Origin of the sequence: Mucilaginibacter sp. 3215, assembly GCF_050433785.1 — a bacterium.
GTDB lineage: Bacteria > Bacteroidota > Bacteroidia > Sphingobacteriales > Sphingobacteriaceae > Mucilaginibacter.
Genome location: NZ_JBNPWO010000027.1, coordinates 1 through 15,471 on the forward strand (window position 1 = coordinate 1; position 15,471 = coordinate 15,471).

At 42.3% G+C, this 15,471-nt stretch carries 13 protein-coding genes; 7 read left to right on the top strand and 6 right to left on the bottom strand.

Translation table 11 applies throughout. From position 1 onward, the window contains the following. Positions 1–204: 204 nt before the first annotated feature. The 4 genes from ABIC84_RS25920 to purL all read right to left on the bottom strand — a co-directional run bounded on the left by ABIC84_RS25920 (position 205) and on the right by purL (position 4,711). A complete protein-coding gene (locus tag ABIC84_RS25920) occupies positions 205–696 on the bottom strand; it encodes a metallophosphoesterase family protein (RefSeq protein ID WP_429265457.1) in 492 nt (163 codons plus the stop codon). Positions 697–752: 56 nt separating this feature from the next. Beyond that, positions 753–1,475, bottom strand: coding sequence for a tRNA1(Val) (adenine(37)-N6)-methyltransferase (locus ABIC84_RS25925; RefSeq protein ID WP_429265458.1), 723 nt, complete (start codon positions 1,473–1,475; stop codon positions 753–755). 624 nt (positions 1,476–2,099) lie between these two features. Further along, positions 2,100–2,489: an SMU1112c/YaeR family gloxylase I-like metalloprotein gene (gene gloA2 / locus ABIC84_RS25930; protein ID WP_429265459.1), complete on the bottom strand. Its 390-nt coding sequence runs from the start codon at positions 2,487–2,489 to the stop codon at positions 2,100–2,102. Next, positions 2,489–4,711 carry a phosphoribosylformylglycinamidine synthase subunit PurL gene (purL, locus tag ABIC84_RS25935; protein ID WP_429265460.1) on the bottom strand — a complete coding sequence of 741 codons (2,223 nt, stop codon included), beginning with the start codon at positions 4,709–4,711 and terminating at the stop codon, positions 2,489–2,491. The genes gloA2 and purL overlap by 1 nt, the downstream gene beginning before the upstream one ends. Before the next feature lie 693 nt (positions 4,712–5,404). On the opposite strand from purL, the gene ABIC84_RS25940 reads away from it, so the two are divergent. The 4 genes from ABIC84_RS25940 to ABIC84_RS25955 all read left to right on the top strand — a co-directional run bounded on the left by ABIC84_RS25940 (position 5,405) and on the right by ABIC84_RS25955 (position 9,734). Beyond that, positions 5,405–7,753, top strand: coding sequence for an RNA-binding domain-containing protein (locus ABIC84_RS25940; protein WP_429265461.1), 2,349 nt, complete (start codon positions 5,405–5,407; stop codon positions 7,751–7,753). A 241-nt stretch (positions 7,754–7,994) separates the two neighbouring features. Next, positions 7,995–8,432: a hypothetical protein gene (locus ABIC84_RS25945; protein ID WP_429265462.1), complete on the top strand. Its 438-nt coding sequence runs from the start codon at positions 7,995–7,997 to the stop codon at positions 8,430–8,432. 201 nt (positions 8,433–8,633) lie between these two features. Continuing rightward, on the top strand, positions 8,634–9,047 hold the full coding sequence (locus ABIC84_RS25950; protein ID WP_429265463.1) for an Imm7 family immunity protein: 414 nt from the start codon (positions 8,634–8,636) through the stop codon (positions 9,045–9,047). A gap of 186 nt (positions 9,048–9,233) precedes the next feature. After that, complete coding sequence (locus tag ABIC84_RS25955; protein ID WP_429265464.1) at positions 9,234–9,734, top strand: hypothetical protein; 501 nt, start codon at positions 9,234–9,236, stop codon at positions 9,732–9,734. A 61-nt stretch (positions 9,735–9,795) separates the two neighbouring features. Here the strand turns inward: ABIC84_RS25955 and ABIC84_RS25960 are convergent, their stop codons facing one another. Then, the gene (locus tag ABIC84_RS25960) at positions 9,796–11,079 is read right to left on the bottom strand and encodes a serine hydrolase domain-containing protein (RefSeq protein ID WP_429265465.1); all 1,284 of its coding nucleotides are present in this window, start codon (positions 11,077–11,079) and stop codon (positions 9,796–9,798) included. Positions 11,080–11,284: 205 nt separating this feature from the next. Here ABIC84_RS25960 and bla point away from each other — a divergent pair, with 205 nt between their 5' ends. Continuing rightward, positions 11,285–12,151 (top strand): subclass B3 metallo-beta-lactamase, encoded by an 867-nt coding sequence (bla, locus tag ABIC84_RS25965; RefSeq protein ID WP_429265466.1) that lies wholly within the window; start codon positions 11,285–11,287, stop codon positions 12,149–12,151. Positions 12,152–12,341: 190 nt separating this feature from the next. Here bla and ABIC84_RS25970 read toward each other — a convergent pair whose 3' ends face one another. After that, a complete protein-coding gene (locus tag ABIC84_RS25970; RefSeq protein ID WP_429265467.1) occupies positions 12,342–13,406 on the bottom strand; it encodes a cobalamin-independent methionine synthase II family protein in 1,065 nt (354 codons plus the stop codon). 216 nt (positions 13,407–13,622) lie between these two features. Here ABIC84_RS25970 and ABIC84_RS25975 point away from each other — a divergent pair, with 216 nt between their 5' ends. Both ABIC84_RS25975 and ABIC84_RS25980 read left to right on the top strand, forming a co-directional pair. Beyond that, positions 13,623–14,105 (top strand): YybH family protein, encoded by a 483-nt coding sequence (locus ABIC84_RS25975; RefSeq protein ID WP_429265468.1) that lies wholly within the window; start codon positions 13,623–13,625, stop codon positions 14,103–14,105. Positions 14,106–14,289: 184 nt separating this feature from the next. Continuing rightward, positions 14,290–15,330 (top strand): hypothetical protein, encoded by a 1,041-nt coding sequence (locus ABIC84_RS25980; RefSeq protein ID WP_188832826.1) that lies wholly within the window; start codon positions 14,290–14,292, stop codon positions 15,328–15,330. The last annotated feature ends 141 nt before the right edge of the window (positions 15,331–15,471 follow it).

The window sequence follows — 15,471 nt, forward strand, 5'->3', positions numbered from 1 at the left end:
TTGATTTAAAGTGTTTGTTCTTAGTTGTTTACTTTAATCTACAACCTTTTTTTCAAGAACTCTTCTTTAACTGTTTCATGCATACGATCTTATACCTCATGCTTTAAGCCATGCATCGTTGCTTTACAAGGCGTAGAAGATTTCTCTTTCGCCCCAATGCTCAAATCCATTCGGCTCATTCAAAATGACAAAGCTTTTTATTTCCTACCCTGCCAGCTCAATCACCTGTAAGTCCTGGATCTTATCGCCATCAATGTTAAACCTTAACAGGGTACGTACCTTGTGCCAGCCCTGCTTCCCGGCTGCGCCAGGGTTCATGTGCAGGCAGTTGATCTTTTTATCAAACATCACTTTTAAAATATGCGAGTGCCCGGTGATAAAAAGCTTTGGCGGATTACTATAAATCTCGGCTTTGATATTTTGGCTGTACCTACCGGGATAGCCCCCGATGTGGGTCATCCATACATCTACATCTTCGCATTTAAAGCGTAAATGTTCGGGGTAAACAACTCGTACATCTTTATCGTCAATATTGCCATATACGCCTTTTAACGGCTTGAAAGCGGCAAGCTTGCCGGCCAGTTCAATGGTGCCGAAATCGCCGGCATGCCAGATCTCGTCACAGTTTTCAAAATGTTTAAAAACGGCATCGTCGAGGTAACTGTGAGTATCAGAAATTAGGCCTATGCGGGTCATGGGATAAAGATACGTAGTAAGAGGTAAGAATTAAGATGCAAGAATCAAGATAGGGGTTAAAATATCGTCAGGAAATCTTTTAACATTTCACGGTATGCTTCTGTGTATACTTTTGGTTCGCTGTAGATCACAAATTTATCGGCTATCGTCTGCGTGTCGTTTTTTCCAAAAGCAAGAATTTCCCGGTGTGCGGCATCATTCTTAAAGGAGTGAATGCCGATTGCCTTTTGCAGATGGAGTCCGCTTTGTAAGGAGAGGTTCTTCACCAGTGCTGAAGTATCTACAGGCAGTATCAGCCAACAACTACCCTGCTCTGTGAGCCGGTTTGCCACCGATATGATCAATCTTTCAAAAAAGCCTTCATCAGCATGCTTGGCCAGATTGGTCTTTGCTCCCGGCGATTGCAGGGAGTTAATGTAAAATGGTGGATTAGATACAATGAGGTTATATCTTTTTTCAGGATGATCTTCAAAAAACCGTTCGAACCCTTTCCCGTAAAGCGTAAGCCTGTTTTCAAAGGTCGAATTGCTGAAATTGCTTTTCGCGGTTGCAGCGGCCTGTTCGTCAATTTCAACCGCATCTGTTTTGGCATTCGTGAAACGCTGCGCAAGCATCAGGGCGATTACGCCGGTTCCGGTGCCAATATCAAGTATGCTTAGCGGATTTCCTTCGCCGGCCATAGCGCCCAGCAATACCCCATCGGTATTGATTTTCATGGCACAAGCGGTTTGGTCAACGCTGAATTGTTTGAAACGGAACATGAGGGCGAAGTTATCCATTGGTTGGGAATAAACTACATTTCTGCTAAATAACTTACATCGTCGCCCTCTTGGCCGGGCGAGGGCCAGTTACTTTACCTTAGATGCAAAGTAACCAAACATCAAGGCAAAAAAAAGCTTCAACCCACAGGCCATACTCCCTGGCCCGCTTTTTTGCCGGGCCTTTACCCGCTTTCGTTTTGGGATTTATAACATTATTTTATTTGCCCAAAGATCCATCCTTTCATGAAGTCGTAATTTCTTTTCTTATTTCTTGGCTCTCACTGTCCTGAATCTCTTCCCCTCCTCGTCAGCAGGTAGGCTTCGGGCGAAAGCGGGCAGAACAATGTTGGCCTTGTGCGGCTGCAGGGGCATAGCAAGTTTTTGCAGAAGCATTGGCCACGCGCGGGTAGGGCAAAATAATTGCAGCTCGTGGTTCTGCCCGGTTTGCAGGGCAGAGGCCTGTGCGCAGAGAAGCCTATCTGCTGACTTGATTTTTTGGTTCTTTTGTATCAAGACAAAAGAACAAAGCCACCCCGCGGCAATTGAGCGGGCCAATGATTGTTAATACCAACAAAATCTATTTAAAAACGAAGCAGACTTGTCCTGTGGGATGCCGAAATAAATTCGGCACGACTACCTAAATTAGATCTCATACAACTCCAGCGGCAAACCATCCGGATCGGCAAAAAATGTAAAGCGTTTGCCCGTAGTTTCATCTACACGAATAGGTTCAATATCAACTCCAAAAGAAGAGATATGCGCTACCGCCTCACCCAGATCATCAACCTCAAAAGCTAAATGACGTAAACCTGCCGCTTCAGGACGTGAGGGACGTGCAGGGGGATCGGGGAAAGAAAAAAGCTCGATCTGGTAGAGGTCGCCGACTTCCAGATCGAGTTTGTATGATTGTCGTTGTTCGCGGTAAACCTCACGAACTATTTTTAAGCCGAGTACCTCAGTATAAAACCGTTTGGATTTTGCATAATCCGAACAGATGATAGCTATATGATGTACCCGGTTAAGTTTTAACATTATTCGCCTAAAATACCGTGAAGGATGTTAGCGTGAACCATTTTCAAGTCGGTAACATGGCCAAAGGCTTCTTCATCAACAGTTAAACCACCGTTGGTTACAGTACCCAGCAGGGTAAACTCAACCTCGCTGGTAGCCATTACCTCTACAAAACGTTCCTCCTCCTCGGGTGCAACGCTTACCACTACCCTGCCTTGTGCTTCGCCGAATAAGAAGGCATCTTTACGGATGCTATCGTCAGTAGCTATATCAAAACCAAGACCGTTAGGCATGGCCGACTCTAACAGGGCAATGTATAACCCGCCATCTGCAACGTCATGGGCCGATTCAACCACTTTGTGTTTGATCAGTTCCTTAACGGTTTGCTGCATATCGTACTCTTTATCGATATCGAAATGCGGTGCAGGTGCTTTGGTTACTTTATGCCATGAAGCAAGGTACTGTGATGAAGCGATATCATTAACCGATTCGCCGATCAGATAGATCAGATCACCTGGCTGTTTGAAATCGGCAGTCATGATGTTATCGACATTGTCCATCACACCCAGCATGCCGATAGTTGGCGTAGGGAACACCGAACCACCATCGGCCGACTGGTTATAGAAACTCACGTTACCGCCGGTAACAGGGGTTTCAAACTTGCGGCAGGCATCGCCCATACCTTTAATAGCGCTTACAAACTGCCAGTAAACTTCAGGAATGTAAGGGTTACCAAAATTTAAGCAGTTGGTAATAGCCACCGGCTCGCCACCGGCGCAAGTAATGTTACGTGCAGCTTCGGCAACGGCTATAGCGGTACCTTTGTAAGGGTCGGCGTATACGTAGCGAGAGTTACAGTCGGTAGTTAATACGATAGCTTTGTCGGTGTCTTTTACGGCAACAACGGCAGCATCGCATGAGCGATTGGCCGTCATGGTTTGTACGCCTACCATGCTATCGTACTGATCGGTTATCCAATGTTTTGAAGCAATATTAGGATGACCAACCAAATGCTCGGCAACCTCAACCAAATTTGCAGGCTCAGCAACGTCGTCGATATTAAATTTCTGGTTTTCGGCAAAGTATGCAGGCTCGCGGTATTCGCGTTGGTAAACCGGGGCACCGCCACCTAATACAAGGTCGTCAGCAGGCACATCGGCAACTTTTTCGCCGTGCATAAAGTACTCCAAACGTTTGGTATCAGTAACTTCACCAATAATGGCGCAGTTAAGGTCCCATTTATCAAAAATGTCTTCAACTTCTTTTTCTCTGCCTTTATGAACCACGATCAGCATGCGTTCCTGTGATTCAGAAAGCAGGATCTCGTAAGGTTTCATGTTATCCTGACGGGTTGGCACTTTGTCCAGATCGATACGCATACCGTGCTCGCCTTTGGCGCTCATTTCTGAGTTTGAGCATATGATACCGGCAGCGCCCATATCCTGCATACCAACAACGGCACCTGTTTTAATAACCTCAAGGGTAGCTTCCAGTAACAGTTTTTCCTGGAAAGGGTCGCCTACCTGTACGGCGGGAAGGTCGTTTACCGAATCTTCGGTAATATCTTTAGAAGCAAAGGCGGCACCGTGGATCCCGTCTTTACCTGTAGCCGAACCAACTATATAAACCGGGTTGCCCACACCGTATGATGTAGCAGAAACGGTTTCGCCGGCCTTAACAATACCGGCCGACATAGCATTAACCAGCGGGTTAACATTATAGCAATCGTCAAAAAATAATTCGCCGCCAACGGTTGGGATCCCGAAAGCGTTACCATAGTGGCTAATGCCTTTAACTACTCCTTTAACTAACCATTTGGTTTTGTCGAGGCTTAAGTCGCCAAAACGTAATGAGTTGAGCTGGGCGATTGGCCTTGCGCCCATGGTAAAAATATCACGGTTAATACCGCCAACGCCTGTCGCGGCACCCTGGTATGGTTCAAGGGCCGAAGGGTGATTGTGCGATTCGATTTTGAAGGCGCAGCCAATGCCGTCGCCAAGGTCAACCAGACCGGCATTTTCTTCACCTGCCTTAGCCAGCATCCGCGGACTATCCTTTGGTAAAGTTTTAAGCCATGTAATTGAATTTTTATATGAGCAGTGCTCGCTCCACATAACCGAGAAAATAGAAAGCTCGGTAAAGTTGGGCACACGCCCTAATATTTCATTTATACGTGCAAATTCTTCGGGTAAAAGGCCCAGATCTTTAGCGGTTTCAACGGTGGTTAATTCCTGGTGCTCCAATGTAATATTGTTTTATTTGAAAGGATGCGCAAAAGTATGAAAAAAGCAGGAAAGGTGAAAGGGAGTTTAGGTTTAGGTGAAAGGTAAAAGCTGAAAGGCGAAAGGTATGAGCACATATTTGTATAAGTTGAGGCATTCAATTGTAACAAAGTGGCTGTCCCAATTTTTTGATTCCCGAAAAAAAAATAAAAAAATCTCCGGCGTCTTTTTTTAAAAATGAGGATGTTCCAAATTTTGAGTGTGAAAACGCGGGACATCTTTTTATTGAAACACGTTGATAATCAGATAACTACCATTTTACCTAAAACACTATTAAAGATCTCATAATCAGCCAATAAAACTATAATGAGTAAAAAAGGGATCAAACCATCGATTTTTCATCTTCCATTTATTTCATTCATTTTTTATGATTTTTTGGAGATTTTCTGCAATCAGCGCTTTAGTTGCAAAAGGTACTGACAGAATAGCGACACCATTATTAAGGTTTAAAATTGTTAAATTATCACATTTGATTTTTGCCGTATTTATCATTGACATAAAAGTCACGAGTACGCCACGCTTTTTGCCAGAGCTGCATACTCGCACCAGTTGGGAAGACAATAGTTAATATTTGGCATATATTAAAACAAACATTCACGCTATGTTAAGTAATTAGTAATATATTTTTATCTTGCTTGAGCCTAAATAATAGCCATGGACAATATAAACGGAATGAGAAATACATTAAAATCCTGTATTCTAGAATCTATAAAGAACTCATCCATTCATCATGATTTTTCAAGTGTATTACTAACTCAAGACAAAACTCATGCAAAAAACAAAAACGAAACAGAGTTTTGGGATTACAAAGAAGATATCGATTTAGATAGTCAAGAAGGCTTAGCCAAACTGGCGACAATTGTTTTGGCATTTCACAACTCACAGGGAGGATGCATTATTTTTGGAATAAATAACGATTACATAGTAAAGGGGATATACAAAGCTAAAATAGTAGACTCCGTTAAGTTAAAAAACAAATTAAAAAGATATGTAGGAAATACTGTAAATATATTTCAAGAACAAATTGCTATTTCTATCAATAATAAAGTAATCTACTTGATATTTATCCCCAAACGCAGCGGACAGCCGGTTCCTGTACATACAAACGGGCCAGAAGTAAAAGGAAAACTCCTTATAAAAAAGGATGATTATTATATAAGAATTGGTGATGAAACTAAAATCTGTCGTGAGCCTTCAGATTATGAGAGGCTTTTTCTAGATGCCTCTTTTAAGCATATAAGTGCCTATCAGTATGAAGTAGATAAGCCCTTTTATAGATTACTCTCTCCGCACCATCGTCGATTGATCGGGAGAGATGAAAATATAACAGAGGTTATTGCAGCTTTAAATAGTCGTCATTTTATAATTTCATTAGATGGAGTGGGGGGAGTTGGAAAATCAGCTTTAGCAATTGAAACATTAAGAAAGATTTACGGCAATGGAGATTCCTGTAAATATATGTTTATCGTTTCGACATCAGCTAAAAATAAGATTTGGCATGATAGAATAGTAACAAGGCAAGCTGGCTTTTCAGGTCTGACTGAATTATTGGAAGATATCGCGGAAGTATTTGATTTAGATATAACTAATAAAGACAGTGATGAGCTTAAAAAAGAGATAATAAGTCAAATGGAAGGAATACCTGGTATTCTCTTTCTTGATAACATCGAAGAAATACAAGATAACGAGGTGTGGAAATTTCTCAAAGATGAAGTCCCTGAGCCCGTTAAAGTACTAGTGACTAGTAGGATTATGAGAGATATTGGTGCGAGACCTATACCTGTTCCGGCAATGAGTCATACCAATGCAAGAAGTCTTTTATACGAAGAGTTAGAATCTTATAAATATTATAAATATATCGAAGAAAATAAAGAGGTTGATGAAATATTAAATGCTACCGGCTATCTGCCACTAGCTATAAAATGGGCAGCCTCAATGGTAAATAAATTTAAGAATTTAAAAGAGGTCTCATCTGAAATAAGGAAGAACAATTCTACAAAAAAAGAATTCCTTCATTTTTGCTTTTCCACTATGTATGACAGCTTGAGCGTTACTGGGAGAGAAGTTGCACTTTGTGTTCCCTTCTTAGGAGAAAATGCTAATACCAATAACGTCTCAATTTTATTAGGAAAATCTATAGAAGAAGTCGACAGTGGAATGAATGAATTAGAAAACGCTGGCCTTATTTTCTTTCACAATGATATCGAAAAACGATCCTTTTTTATCCTTCCTCTAACAACTGATTTTCTTACTGAAAAATTAAATCAAGATGGTAATTTTAAGAAAAAATTAATTGCATCATCTTCATTAAGGCTACTTACAAATCCTGATGCAATTTTTCTCCCTAAAAGCCAGCAAATTGAGGTTTTTTTTCAAAGCGCGAGTATTTTAGAGGGACGAAATGAGAATTTAAAATATGCTCTTCAACTTGTTAAAAGCGCTCTCCAAACTGTTACCAAGGAAAAGATAGAGATAAGCCCCAAACTATTTACATCATTGAAGTTTCTCGATGGAAAAATCACATATCTAACTGGAAGCTTTGGGGCTGGCATCACAAGAATGAACCTTGCAATTGATAAAGATAGTGAAAGTCATTTATCTAGTGATGACATAATCTTTTTCGTTAAAGCCATTTTTGACCACGCATCTGGAAACATAGGATTAACACATAGAGCTTTAAATCTATTTGCAAAATATAGTTCTAAATCACCTAGTTCGACGAAAGAATTAGTTGAATCTTATACTACAAGGGTTAAAAGAGACGGTAAAAAAGATTCATTGGATACATTTTTAAGAGGAGTTACGTCTTCGAAAATTGCTTACTGGTTTGTTACCTATATGTGGGATGAAATTTCAAACACTCAATCTGTATTAATAATGGGGGATCAAGTAATCCCCATATTAAAATTAGCAATTATTTTTCCAGAGATCAGTGAAAATGAAAGAAATCAATTTTCCTCTAGAATAACTGAACTAATAGATTTATTTAGCCCACTGAGATAAGATACAAGTAATATTAGCTGCTTATCACATGTCAAACAAAACCACCCTACCGGCATAAATATACAGCAGCAGGAAAAAGCGTGGCGTACTCGTGACCTTACAGCAACAAAAACAATTGCCATTCCCCCCAACTGGCGCGAGTATGCAGCGCAGGCAAGAAGCGTGGTGTACTCGTGACTTTGTAAAGCATTTTAAATAACTTAGCATATCATGAAGCTACAGGGTACCAACAAACCAAAGGATGAAAAACCATTTGATATTTCTGCTAACAATCATCTTATTCGGCGAACCGCATAAGATTCAGGTTAAAGAGCGAACAACAGCTATTGTGGTAGAAAAAATTTTTCCACAACCTCCTTTAAATGAGTCAATAAGATACAAAAAGAATAATTACCATATAAAAAGTATCGAAAACTTTGACAAAGATGGCTCGCTCAATAGCGTTAGTTTTTTAAAATCCGAAGGCTGGCTTGAATATAAAAGAGAAGAGTTTTCCAGGATCCGGGATTTCTTTGAAGCCTTTGATCTAAAACCCAAACTGGAATGCCAAATCATTGGCAAAAACCTAATGAAAATTAATGCTGATACGATAGCATATGATTCACTAAACAGTCAGCGTCGTATAATCTATTATTTCAAAAAGAAAGACCACAAGTGGTTATTTATTTTGAAATTTTGATTTATTGTGAAATAAGATGCTAACAATAACAATTGCCAATCCCCCGCTGCCGCAAGTGTCCTCGCTTGTGGCCCCCGTTTAGGTCACAAACAAGACGAAGAGTACTTAAGCAAAAAAAGAGTTACCTTTTCTATAGCTTTGCGGTAGCAAACCGCATTCGAAAGAGTATGTAGTAAAACTGACAATTAAAATATTAATGAAATGATTGAATTTAATGGGTGGATATCAGTGGAATTAGATTCTACTTTTAAAGAACGCTCTGTGATAAACAATTTGGAGCAATTTCAAGAAATGATGAAACCTTTAATCACTGACTTTGATATTCATAATCAATTCATTGAACTTAAACGAATGAATGGCTCATTTGTTTATTTCATCGGCGGCAGTCATAATCATAGATTGGGCTATCTTGAATCTGTGATCGAAATTTATGAAAAGGTGGCAGAATTAGCTCCATCAAGTTATGGATTGTTGTATGTTAGACTCCCGGAAGATGAAGCTTTCTGGAATAAATACAGGGTTTTTAGATTAGCGAAGGGCATCATCACAGAACACGAAGACATATTGTTGTCGCCGTGTGATCCTGTAATTGAAGATAATTCAATTGACGACTAACTAAATCCCTACCAGCGCAAATATGCAGCGCCGGCAAAAAGCGTGGCGTACCCGTGACCTTACAGCAACAAAAACAATTGCCATTCCCTAATTTTATTCAACCAATTACCAAATCGAACATAACTAAGACAGCCGCAGGCATAGAGGCACGGCAGATTCTTGGCAAAAGTGTTTAAGGCTTAACCCATGTCAATATTCATAAAAATAATATCAACAGCCTTGCTTATCATAAGCACCGGGAACTCGTTTGCTCAAACCGCCAGCCAATCTCCATCAAACCTAAATTCAAAGCAGGTTATCATCTACCGGTACAATCCGCACCACAAAAAAGACCATAAGGTTAAGGCTATAACACTTCTGGCAGCTAAGTGTTATTACTTTAAAAAAGTACCTCATGCGCAAATAGGCAAACCTTTATCAGTCGAAAACGGTAAATACATAGCTGATGCCGCCATGAACAACTTCATGAGCAAGCTGACCGCAAAAAATTTCGAAAACATCAACAAGCAGGAGTGTAATTGCGGCGGTATCAGTGAGGAAACCTACGTTGTAGAGATAAGCCCCGACGGGCAGGCCGGTAGCCGAAGGATTTTTTATGTTCCCGTAGTTAGTAACTGCCCGGCCAATTCGCCATGCGCGGTTATTGGCACTATTACCGATTTCTTTGCAAAACTGAAGCAAAAATAAGTCATCCCCCACCGGTCTCCCAACCGGCGAGGGGATGTAACCACTTAACTATTAACTATTACTATTTAAGAAACAGATCCCCTGTAGCCCAGGTTGGATTTTTGGCGAACGCCTTCCAGAAGATCTGATCAAGGGCAAAATCGAAATTAGCTTTGAAACTGCGTGTATTGGTCAGGATCACAAAATTAAACCCGTTACCCAAACGGGCTTGTTCTGTAGCCGTACCCGGCAGGCTTCCCTGGTGAAAATAGCTATCGCCTGCAATGGCCCAGCCGCATCCATAACCCGCATTGGCCGTTGAGCCGGTATACATGGTGGTTAGCGAAGCCGGGGTAAGGATATCTGGCCTTACGGGGAATTTATCAATATAAACCAGGAACCTGGCCAGGTCGGCAGCGGTAGCAACCCAGCCCCCGTGCGCATCCATCCGCGTAATATTATAAGCATAAGGATCCTCTCCGGATTGACCGTAATAGGTAGCTTCTTTGGCCTGTTTATCGGCCAGTGTGTTACCGCCAATGGTCATATCCGTAATTCCGATTGGAGTTAAAACCAACGTTTTTACAGCTTCAGCATAGGTTTGCCCGGTAATTTTTTCTATTACACGCCCCAATATGCAATATCCAAAGTTAGAATAGTCGTACTTGGTACCTGGTACATGATCGAGCGGGCGGTTATCTAAAGTCCAGGTGATGAGCTGTGCCGTCGTCATTGTCGGGTTACTGAACATCGGGTCATCTGTTTCATTCCCCCAGCCGCCCGAGGTGTGGTGCAGCAATTCATCAACCGTAATATCGGCAATGTGTAAGCCATAGGCTTTAGTACCATAGGTTTTACCTAAAATAGCGCCATCGCCAAATACTTTGTCCGATAGTTTTATTTTGCCCTGCTCAAGCAGTTTCATGATGGCAACCGCCGTGAATTGTTTTGAACAGCTGGCCAACCGGTAACGGTCGCTAATAACAGCTTTGGTACCTTTAGATTTATCGCTTACGCCGTAAGCTTTCAGGTAAACCAGCTTTTCGCCTTTGGTAATCGCTACGGATACCGCAGGTACATCATAAGTAGTCATAAAGGTATTTACCTCATCATCTAAAGCGGCAACAGCAACTTTGCTGGGGGTTAGGGTATCAATAATGATACCCGTTCCTCCACCTGTACCTGTTCCTGTTCCGGTACCTGTTCCTTTACCGGTTGTATCTGTACCATTGTTTGTTTTAGTTACAGACGGCGCATCCTTTTTGCAAGCGGCAAAAAGCAGTAGACCTGCAATGGCAATTAATTTACTGATTTTCAAAGCATTAAACGATAGGCTATAAAGCCCGGATGGATAAGTGTTTTTCATAGGGTATTTAATGGATATTAGGTTTAGTGTAAATTGCAGGCTTTGTTGCCGGGGCTATAACGCACATGCAATTAGCTTACAAAGCTACATTACCGGTAAAAAAAACACTTACGCGTATGTTGCAAATACTTTCGAGTTTGTTGCATTTTTGTTGCATCACCATGCGCGCATAAATAAATCCTTTCACCTTTAAAAGATTGATGAAATGAAACGAACGCTTATCCTGTTATTATTTTTCTGCAACGCTTTAATAGTCCAGGCGCAAAGGGTACTGGAACCATCAGCAGCAAAGCACCCGGAATGGACCCGCTCCTTTCCGCCTTTTCAAATCGCAGGCAATCTTTATTATGTAGGCACTGCCGATCTGGCTTGTTATCTCATCACCACTTCCGGAGGCAATATCCTGATCAATACCGGGCTTGCGTCTTCCGAACAGCAAATCACAGCAAATATCAAAACCCTGGGATTCAGGATTTCAGACACAAAAATTCTTTTAACAACGCAGGCACACTTTGATCACATGGGCGCTATGGCGGCGATAAAGAAGATCACAAAAGCCAAAATGATGGTAGATGAAGGCGACGCGGCGGTAGCAGCCGATGGCGGTCTTTCCGATTATGATCTTAAAGGGGATGTGCGCACATTCAGGCCTGTAAAAGCAGACCGTATTTTACACAACGGCGATAGTATTAAGCTGGGTAACATGAAACTAACTATACTTCACCATCCGGGCCATACCAAAGGTTCCTGCAGCTATTTATTTGATGCAAAAGATAATAAACGAAACTACAGGGTTTTGATCGCCAACATGCCCACTATCGTTACCGATAAAAAGTTTTCAGATATACCTTCTTACCCTAACATCGCTAAAGACTATGCGTATACCTTAAAAGCAATGAAGGATTTAAAATTTGATATCTGGGTTGCATCCCATGGTTCCCAATTTGATCTCCTCAGCAAACACAAGCCCGGCAGCGCTTATAATCCGATGGTTTTTGCTGATAAGAAGAATTATTACGATGAAATAAATGAACTGCAGGCTGAGTATGATAAGAAAATAGCGGTAAAATAATTTTTGAAGAATCGTTTACTGGTCAAAGTTTAGCAACGGCGTAACATCGTCCTAAAATGGGTTAAGCTTTCAGCTTAACCCAAATCCATAAAAAAAATATCAACTTAAACCGCAAGCAGGACGCTTACATTGTTTTAGGTCCGGGTTATGCTACCGCTAAACTTGAACCAGTATCAGATATTTAAACCTTCTACCTCCCCAATACCTTCTCCGCCAACTTAGTCCCCTCAACCCTGGCGCGGATCTTGGCAAAAGCAATTTCCCTCGCAGTTGAAGTATCATCACCAAATGGCGAAAAACCGCAATCGTCGGTAGTCCCCAGTTGTTGAACAGGAATCACCTGCGCAGCTTCCAGGACCAGGTCGCTTACTTCTTCGGCAGTTTCTATTTTGGGATTAATCACATCGGTAACACCAAGAAATACCCGCTGGTCTGCTCCAAGGTTTTCTTTAATAGCATTAAGCACCGTTTTCTTATCCTTTTCTGCTGCATATTCCAGGTAAAAATTACCGGCGTGGAGTTTAAACAGCAGCGGGAGCAGTTCCGTATAAGAAATATCGGCGCTATGGGTTGAGTCATGGTCACCGCCGGGGCAAGTGTGTACGCCTATCTTCTTCTGTTCTTCGGCAGTGAAGCGGTCAAGTACCTGGTTATTGAGGTCGATAAAAGCCGATAGCAGTTGTTTGCTGGGATCTAACTTAATGGCCAGGCGGGCTTCGGTAAAATCAATTTGTACATTATAAGCGCCACTTTCAAGGCATGAGCGGATATCATACACCGCATCGTTCACCAAATCGGTAAGGAACTGATCGCGCGAATAACCGTCGATGCCCTCCTGCGGATAAAGCAGGCTCATGGCCGAGCAGGAAATAACAGCCTGCTTCACCGGCAAAGTAGCATACTTTTTGGCTTGGTTTAGGTATGAATTTGCAAAAGTAGTGTAATGAAATGGGCCGGCGGTTAGTTTGGGTAACTGGCGGGTATGCCCGTCAGCAAAGGGGATCACCACGCCATCAGCGGCAAAGTTTTTAAAACCCTGCATTGGGTAAGTAACAAAGCTTGGTTTTGATTGCTCGCCATCACTAATCACGGGCGAACCTGTTGCTTCCAGTTCCTGAATAGTTTCGCGCGTAGCCCGATCGAACAGGTTATTTAATTCGTCGGCTTTAATTTGTCCGCCTGCAAAGGCTGTCATGGCTTGTTGCAAGTAAACCGGGCGCGGAATGCTCCCGATGGGTTCGGTAAGTATTTTCATATATAGGTTAAGATTGATTCATAAAGTTAACAAATGAAACCTATGGTAAAGTATTATGGGTAAATAAATTATAATGATTCAATGCACGCTATATCAATATCCGCCCCTCTCATCCCTCCCAACCTACATCTCGTCAATTATCCCAATACAATCATCAATTCCCAAAACCCATACCGTTAACATTCGCTATTTTGTTATCAAAAACCAATAACCGGTATGAAAATATTACGCTACCTTATTTTCATCGCTTTAATATTTTGCGGCTGCTCAACAGCCCCCCAAAGTGATAACCTTGCCGCCGACAAACATGCTCTTGAAAAAACCAAGGCCGCTTTTACCGCGGCTTTTGCTCACAGTGATGTAAAGGCTATAGTAGCGCTGCACCATCCCGATATTGTTAAATATTTTGGCGGTAGCAATGTGGTTACCGGTCGCGCGCAGCTGGCCCGGCAGTTAACGGCCATGTTCCGTACATCCAGGATGGAATTAATCCAGAACCAGGTTGAAAGTACCGCCTTTAATGGCAACACCATTATCGAAACCTGCATATTCGCGTTCAGGGCAACCCCGGTAAATGGCGACAAGCCGTCTGTAGGCCGGGGGAGGTCAATGACCGTTTTTGTAAGGTATAAAAACAGCCCTTACGGTTGGGTTTCTATAAGGGAAATGGCACAGGCGGCTCCTGAAGTTGCAAAATAATTCTGTTCAGGCTCAGCTGTCAGTAAAATAACGCCGCTTTTTACATTCGCGTAAAAACCGTACACCTAAAACGTGATTTAACGCATTGCTTTTCAATAATTTATATATAATTTCATTCATCTAACAACAATAAAACCATACCAACCAGCAATTAGAATTTACACAAGCACAATTGGCGAAATAAATGAAACCGCGCGATCATAGTTTTTGGCCGTTTACGCCAAAGGTGAGTATCATTACCGCCGTTGTTGTTTTATTGGTACTTCTGCTGCTCACGGGGGTGCTCCGTGTTTATACAGGCTGGCCTGCCGACTCGGCCAATAACACCGTTTTGATCGGTATTTTTATCCTTAGCCTGCTCCCTATCGTCCTCGCAATCCTCAATGTAGTTATTGAGCGCGGGGGTAGCATAGGCTATGGCGACCTCAAGATCGACTTTTCAAAAATCCAGCAACTGTCAAATTCGGGTTTTACCGTACCCGCCAATATTGGGGTACGGGGACAGTATGTTGCAGATAGCGGCACCTCCAATATCCTCGAAACACTGCGCGCGGCCACCTCTTCGGGCGTCGCGGTGATCGACCTTGAAGATGGCCATGCCTGGTGGGAAACCCGGTTATTAGTTTTGCTGGCCGGCGCCGACCGCCTAAAAAAGCCCGATAAAATTGTTTTTGTAGCAACTGTCGAAGCAAGAGAGCAAACTTATTTAGGCTGGGCCCGTCCCGGCGACCTGCTGGAACAGCTGCTAAAAGAAGACCCGCGATACTTAAGAACCTTTTATGCCGCCCGTGCGGCTGCCGCGCAATGGGCATTATTAGGTCCATTAGCCGTCTTGCCGCCTGCCAGTTATTATCCTCCGCCGCCGCCACCGCCCTGGATGCAGGGTATACTTGCCCTAAGCCACGCCTGGATGGCATTTTCAAACACCACCGGTTTACCTAACGAATTATTAGCCGAGCAACTTTTACAGAACGAACTTGGCCAAACTATTGAAAGCACGGGCGGCGCAAAGCATATCAGCACCGTACACCTTGATAATTTATTTAAGCCGGTACTGATAAAAAAACAGATAGACAAAAACTGGGATAATGAGCAACAAACAAACGCCCTGTTCGCCAATGAAGATCCCTTTATTGTAATAACGGAAAGTGGAAAATACTCGGCGATAGTTTCGGCACAGTCTTTATATAATGAGGTATTAAGAGGCTTTTTAAAAACAGCCTGATGAAGATCTTATAAAAAAAGGCACCATTACTTCATTACTTAAATAACGCGACAGTAAATTACTGATCATTAAATGCGTTCTCCTGGTCAATATTATATGTATGGGCGTTGCCTGCGGCCGTGCTATACGCTCATACTGCAC

Bases quoted from the DNA above. Each gene is read 5' to 3' on its own strand.
- ABIC84_RS25920 (WP_429265457.1), bottom strand. From the start codon at position 696: ATGACCCGCATAGGCCTAATTTCTGATACTCACAGTTACCTCGACGAT.
- ABIC84_RS25925 (WP_429265458.1), bottom strand. From the start codon at position 1,475: ATGGATAACTTCGCCCTCATGTTCCGTTTCAAACAATTCAGCGTTGAC.
- gloA2 (WP_429265459.1), bottom strand. From the start codon at position 2,489: ATGTTAAAACTTAACCGGGTACATCATATAGCTATCATCTGTTCGGAT.
- ABIC84_RS25940 (WP_429265461.1), top strand. From the start codon at position 5,405: ATGGACAATATAAACGGAATGAGAAATACATTAAAATCCTGTATTCTA.
- ABIC84_RS25945 (WP_429265462.1), top strand. From the start codon at position 7,995: ATGAAAAACCATTTGATATTTCTGCTAACAATCATCTTATTCGGCGAA.
- ABIC84_RS25950 (WP_429265463.1), top strand. From the start codon at position 8,634: ATGATTGAATTTAATGGGTGGATATCAGTGGAATTAGATTCTACTTTT.
- ABIC84_RS25955 (WP_429265464.1), top strand. From the start codon at position 9,234: ATGTCAATATTCATAAAAATAATATCAACAGCCTTGCTTATCATAAGC.
- ABIC84_RS25960 (WP_429265465.1), bottom strand. From the start codon at position 11,079: ATGAAAAACACTTATCCATCCGGGCTTTATAGCCTATCGTTTAATGCT.
- bla (WP_429265466.1), top strand. From the start codon at position 11,285: ATGAAACGAACGCTTATCCTGTTATTATTTTTCTGCAACGCTTTAATA.
- ABIC84_RS25970 (WP_429265467.1), bottom strand. From the start codon at position 13,406: ATGAAAATACTTACCGAACCCATCGGGAGCATTCCGCGCCCGGTTTAC.
- ABIC84_RS25975 (WP_429265468.1), top strand. From the start codon at position 13,623: ATGAAAATATTACGCTACCTTATTTTCATCGCTTTAATATTTTGCGGC.
- ABIC84_RS25980 (WP_188832826.1), top strand. From the start codon at position 14,290: ATGAAACCGCGCGATCATAGTTTTTGGCCGTTTACGCCAAAGGTGAGT.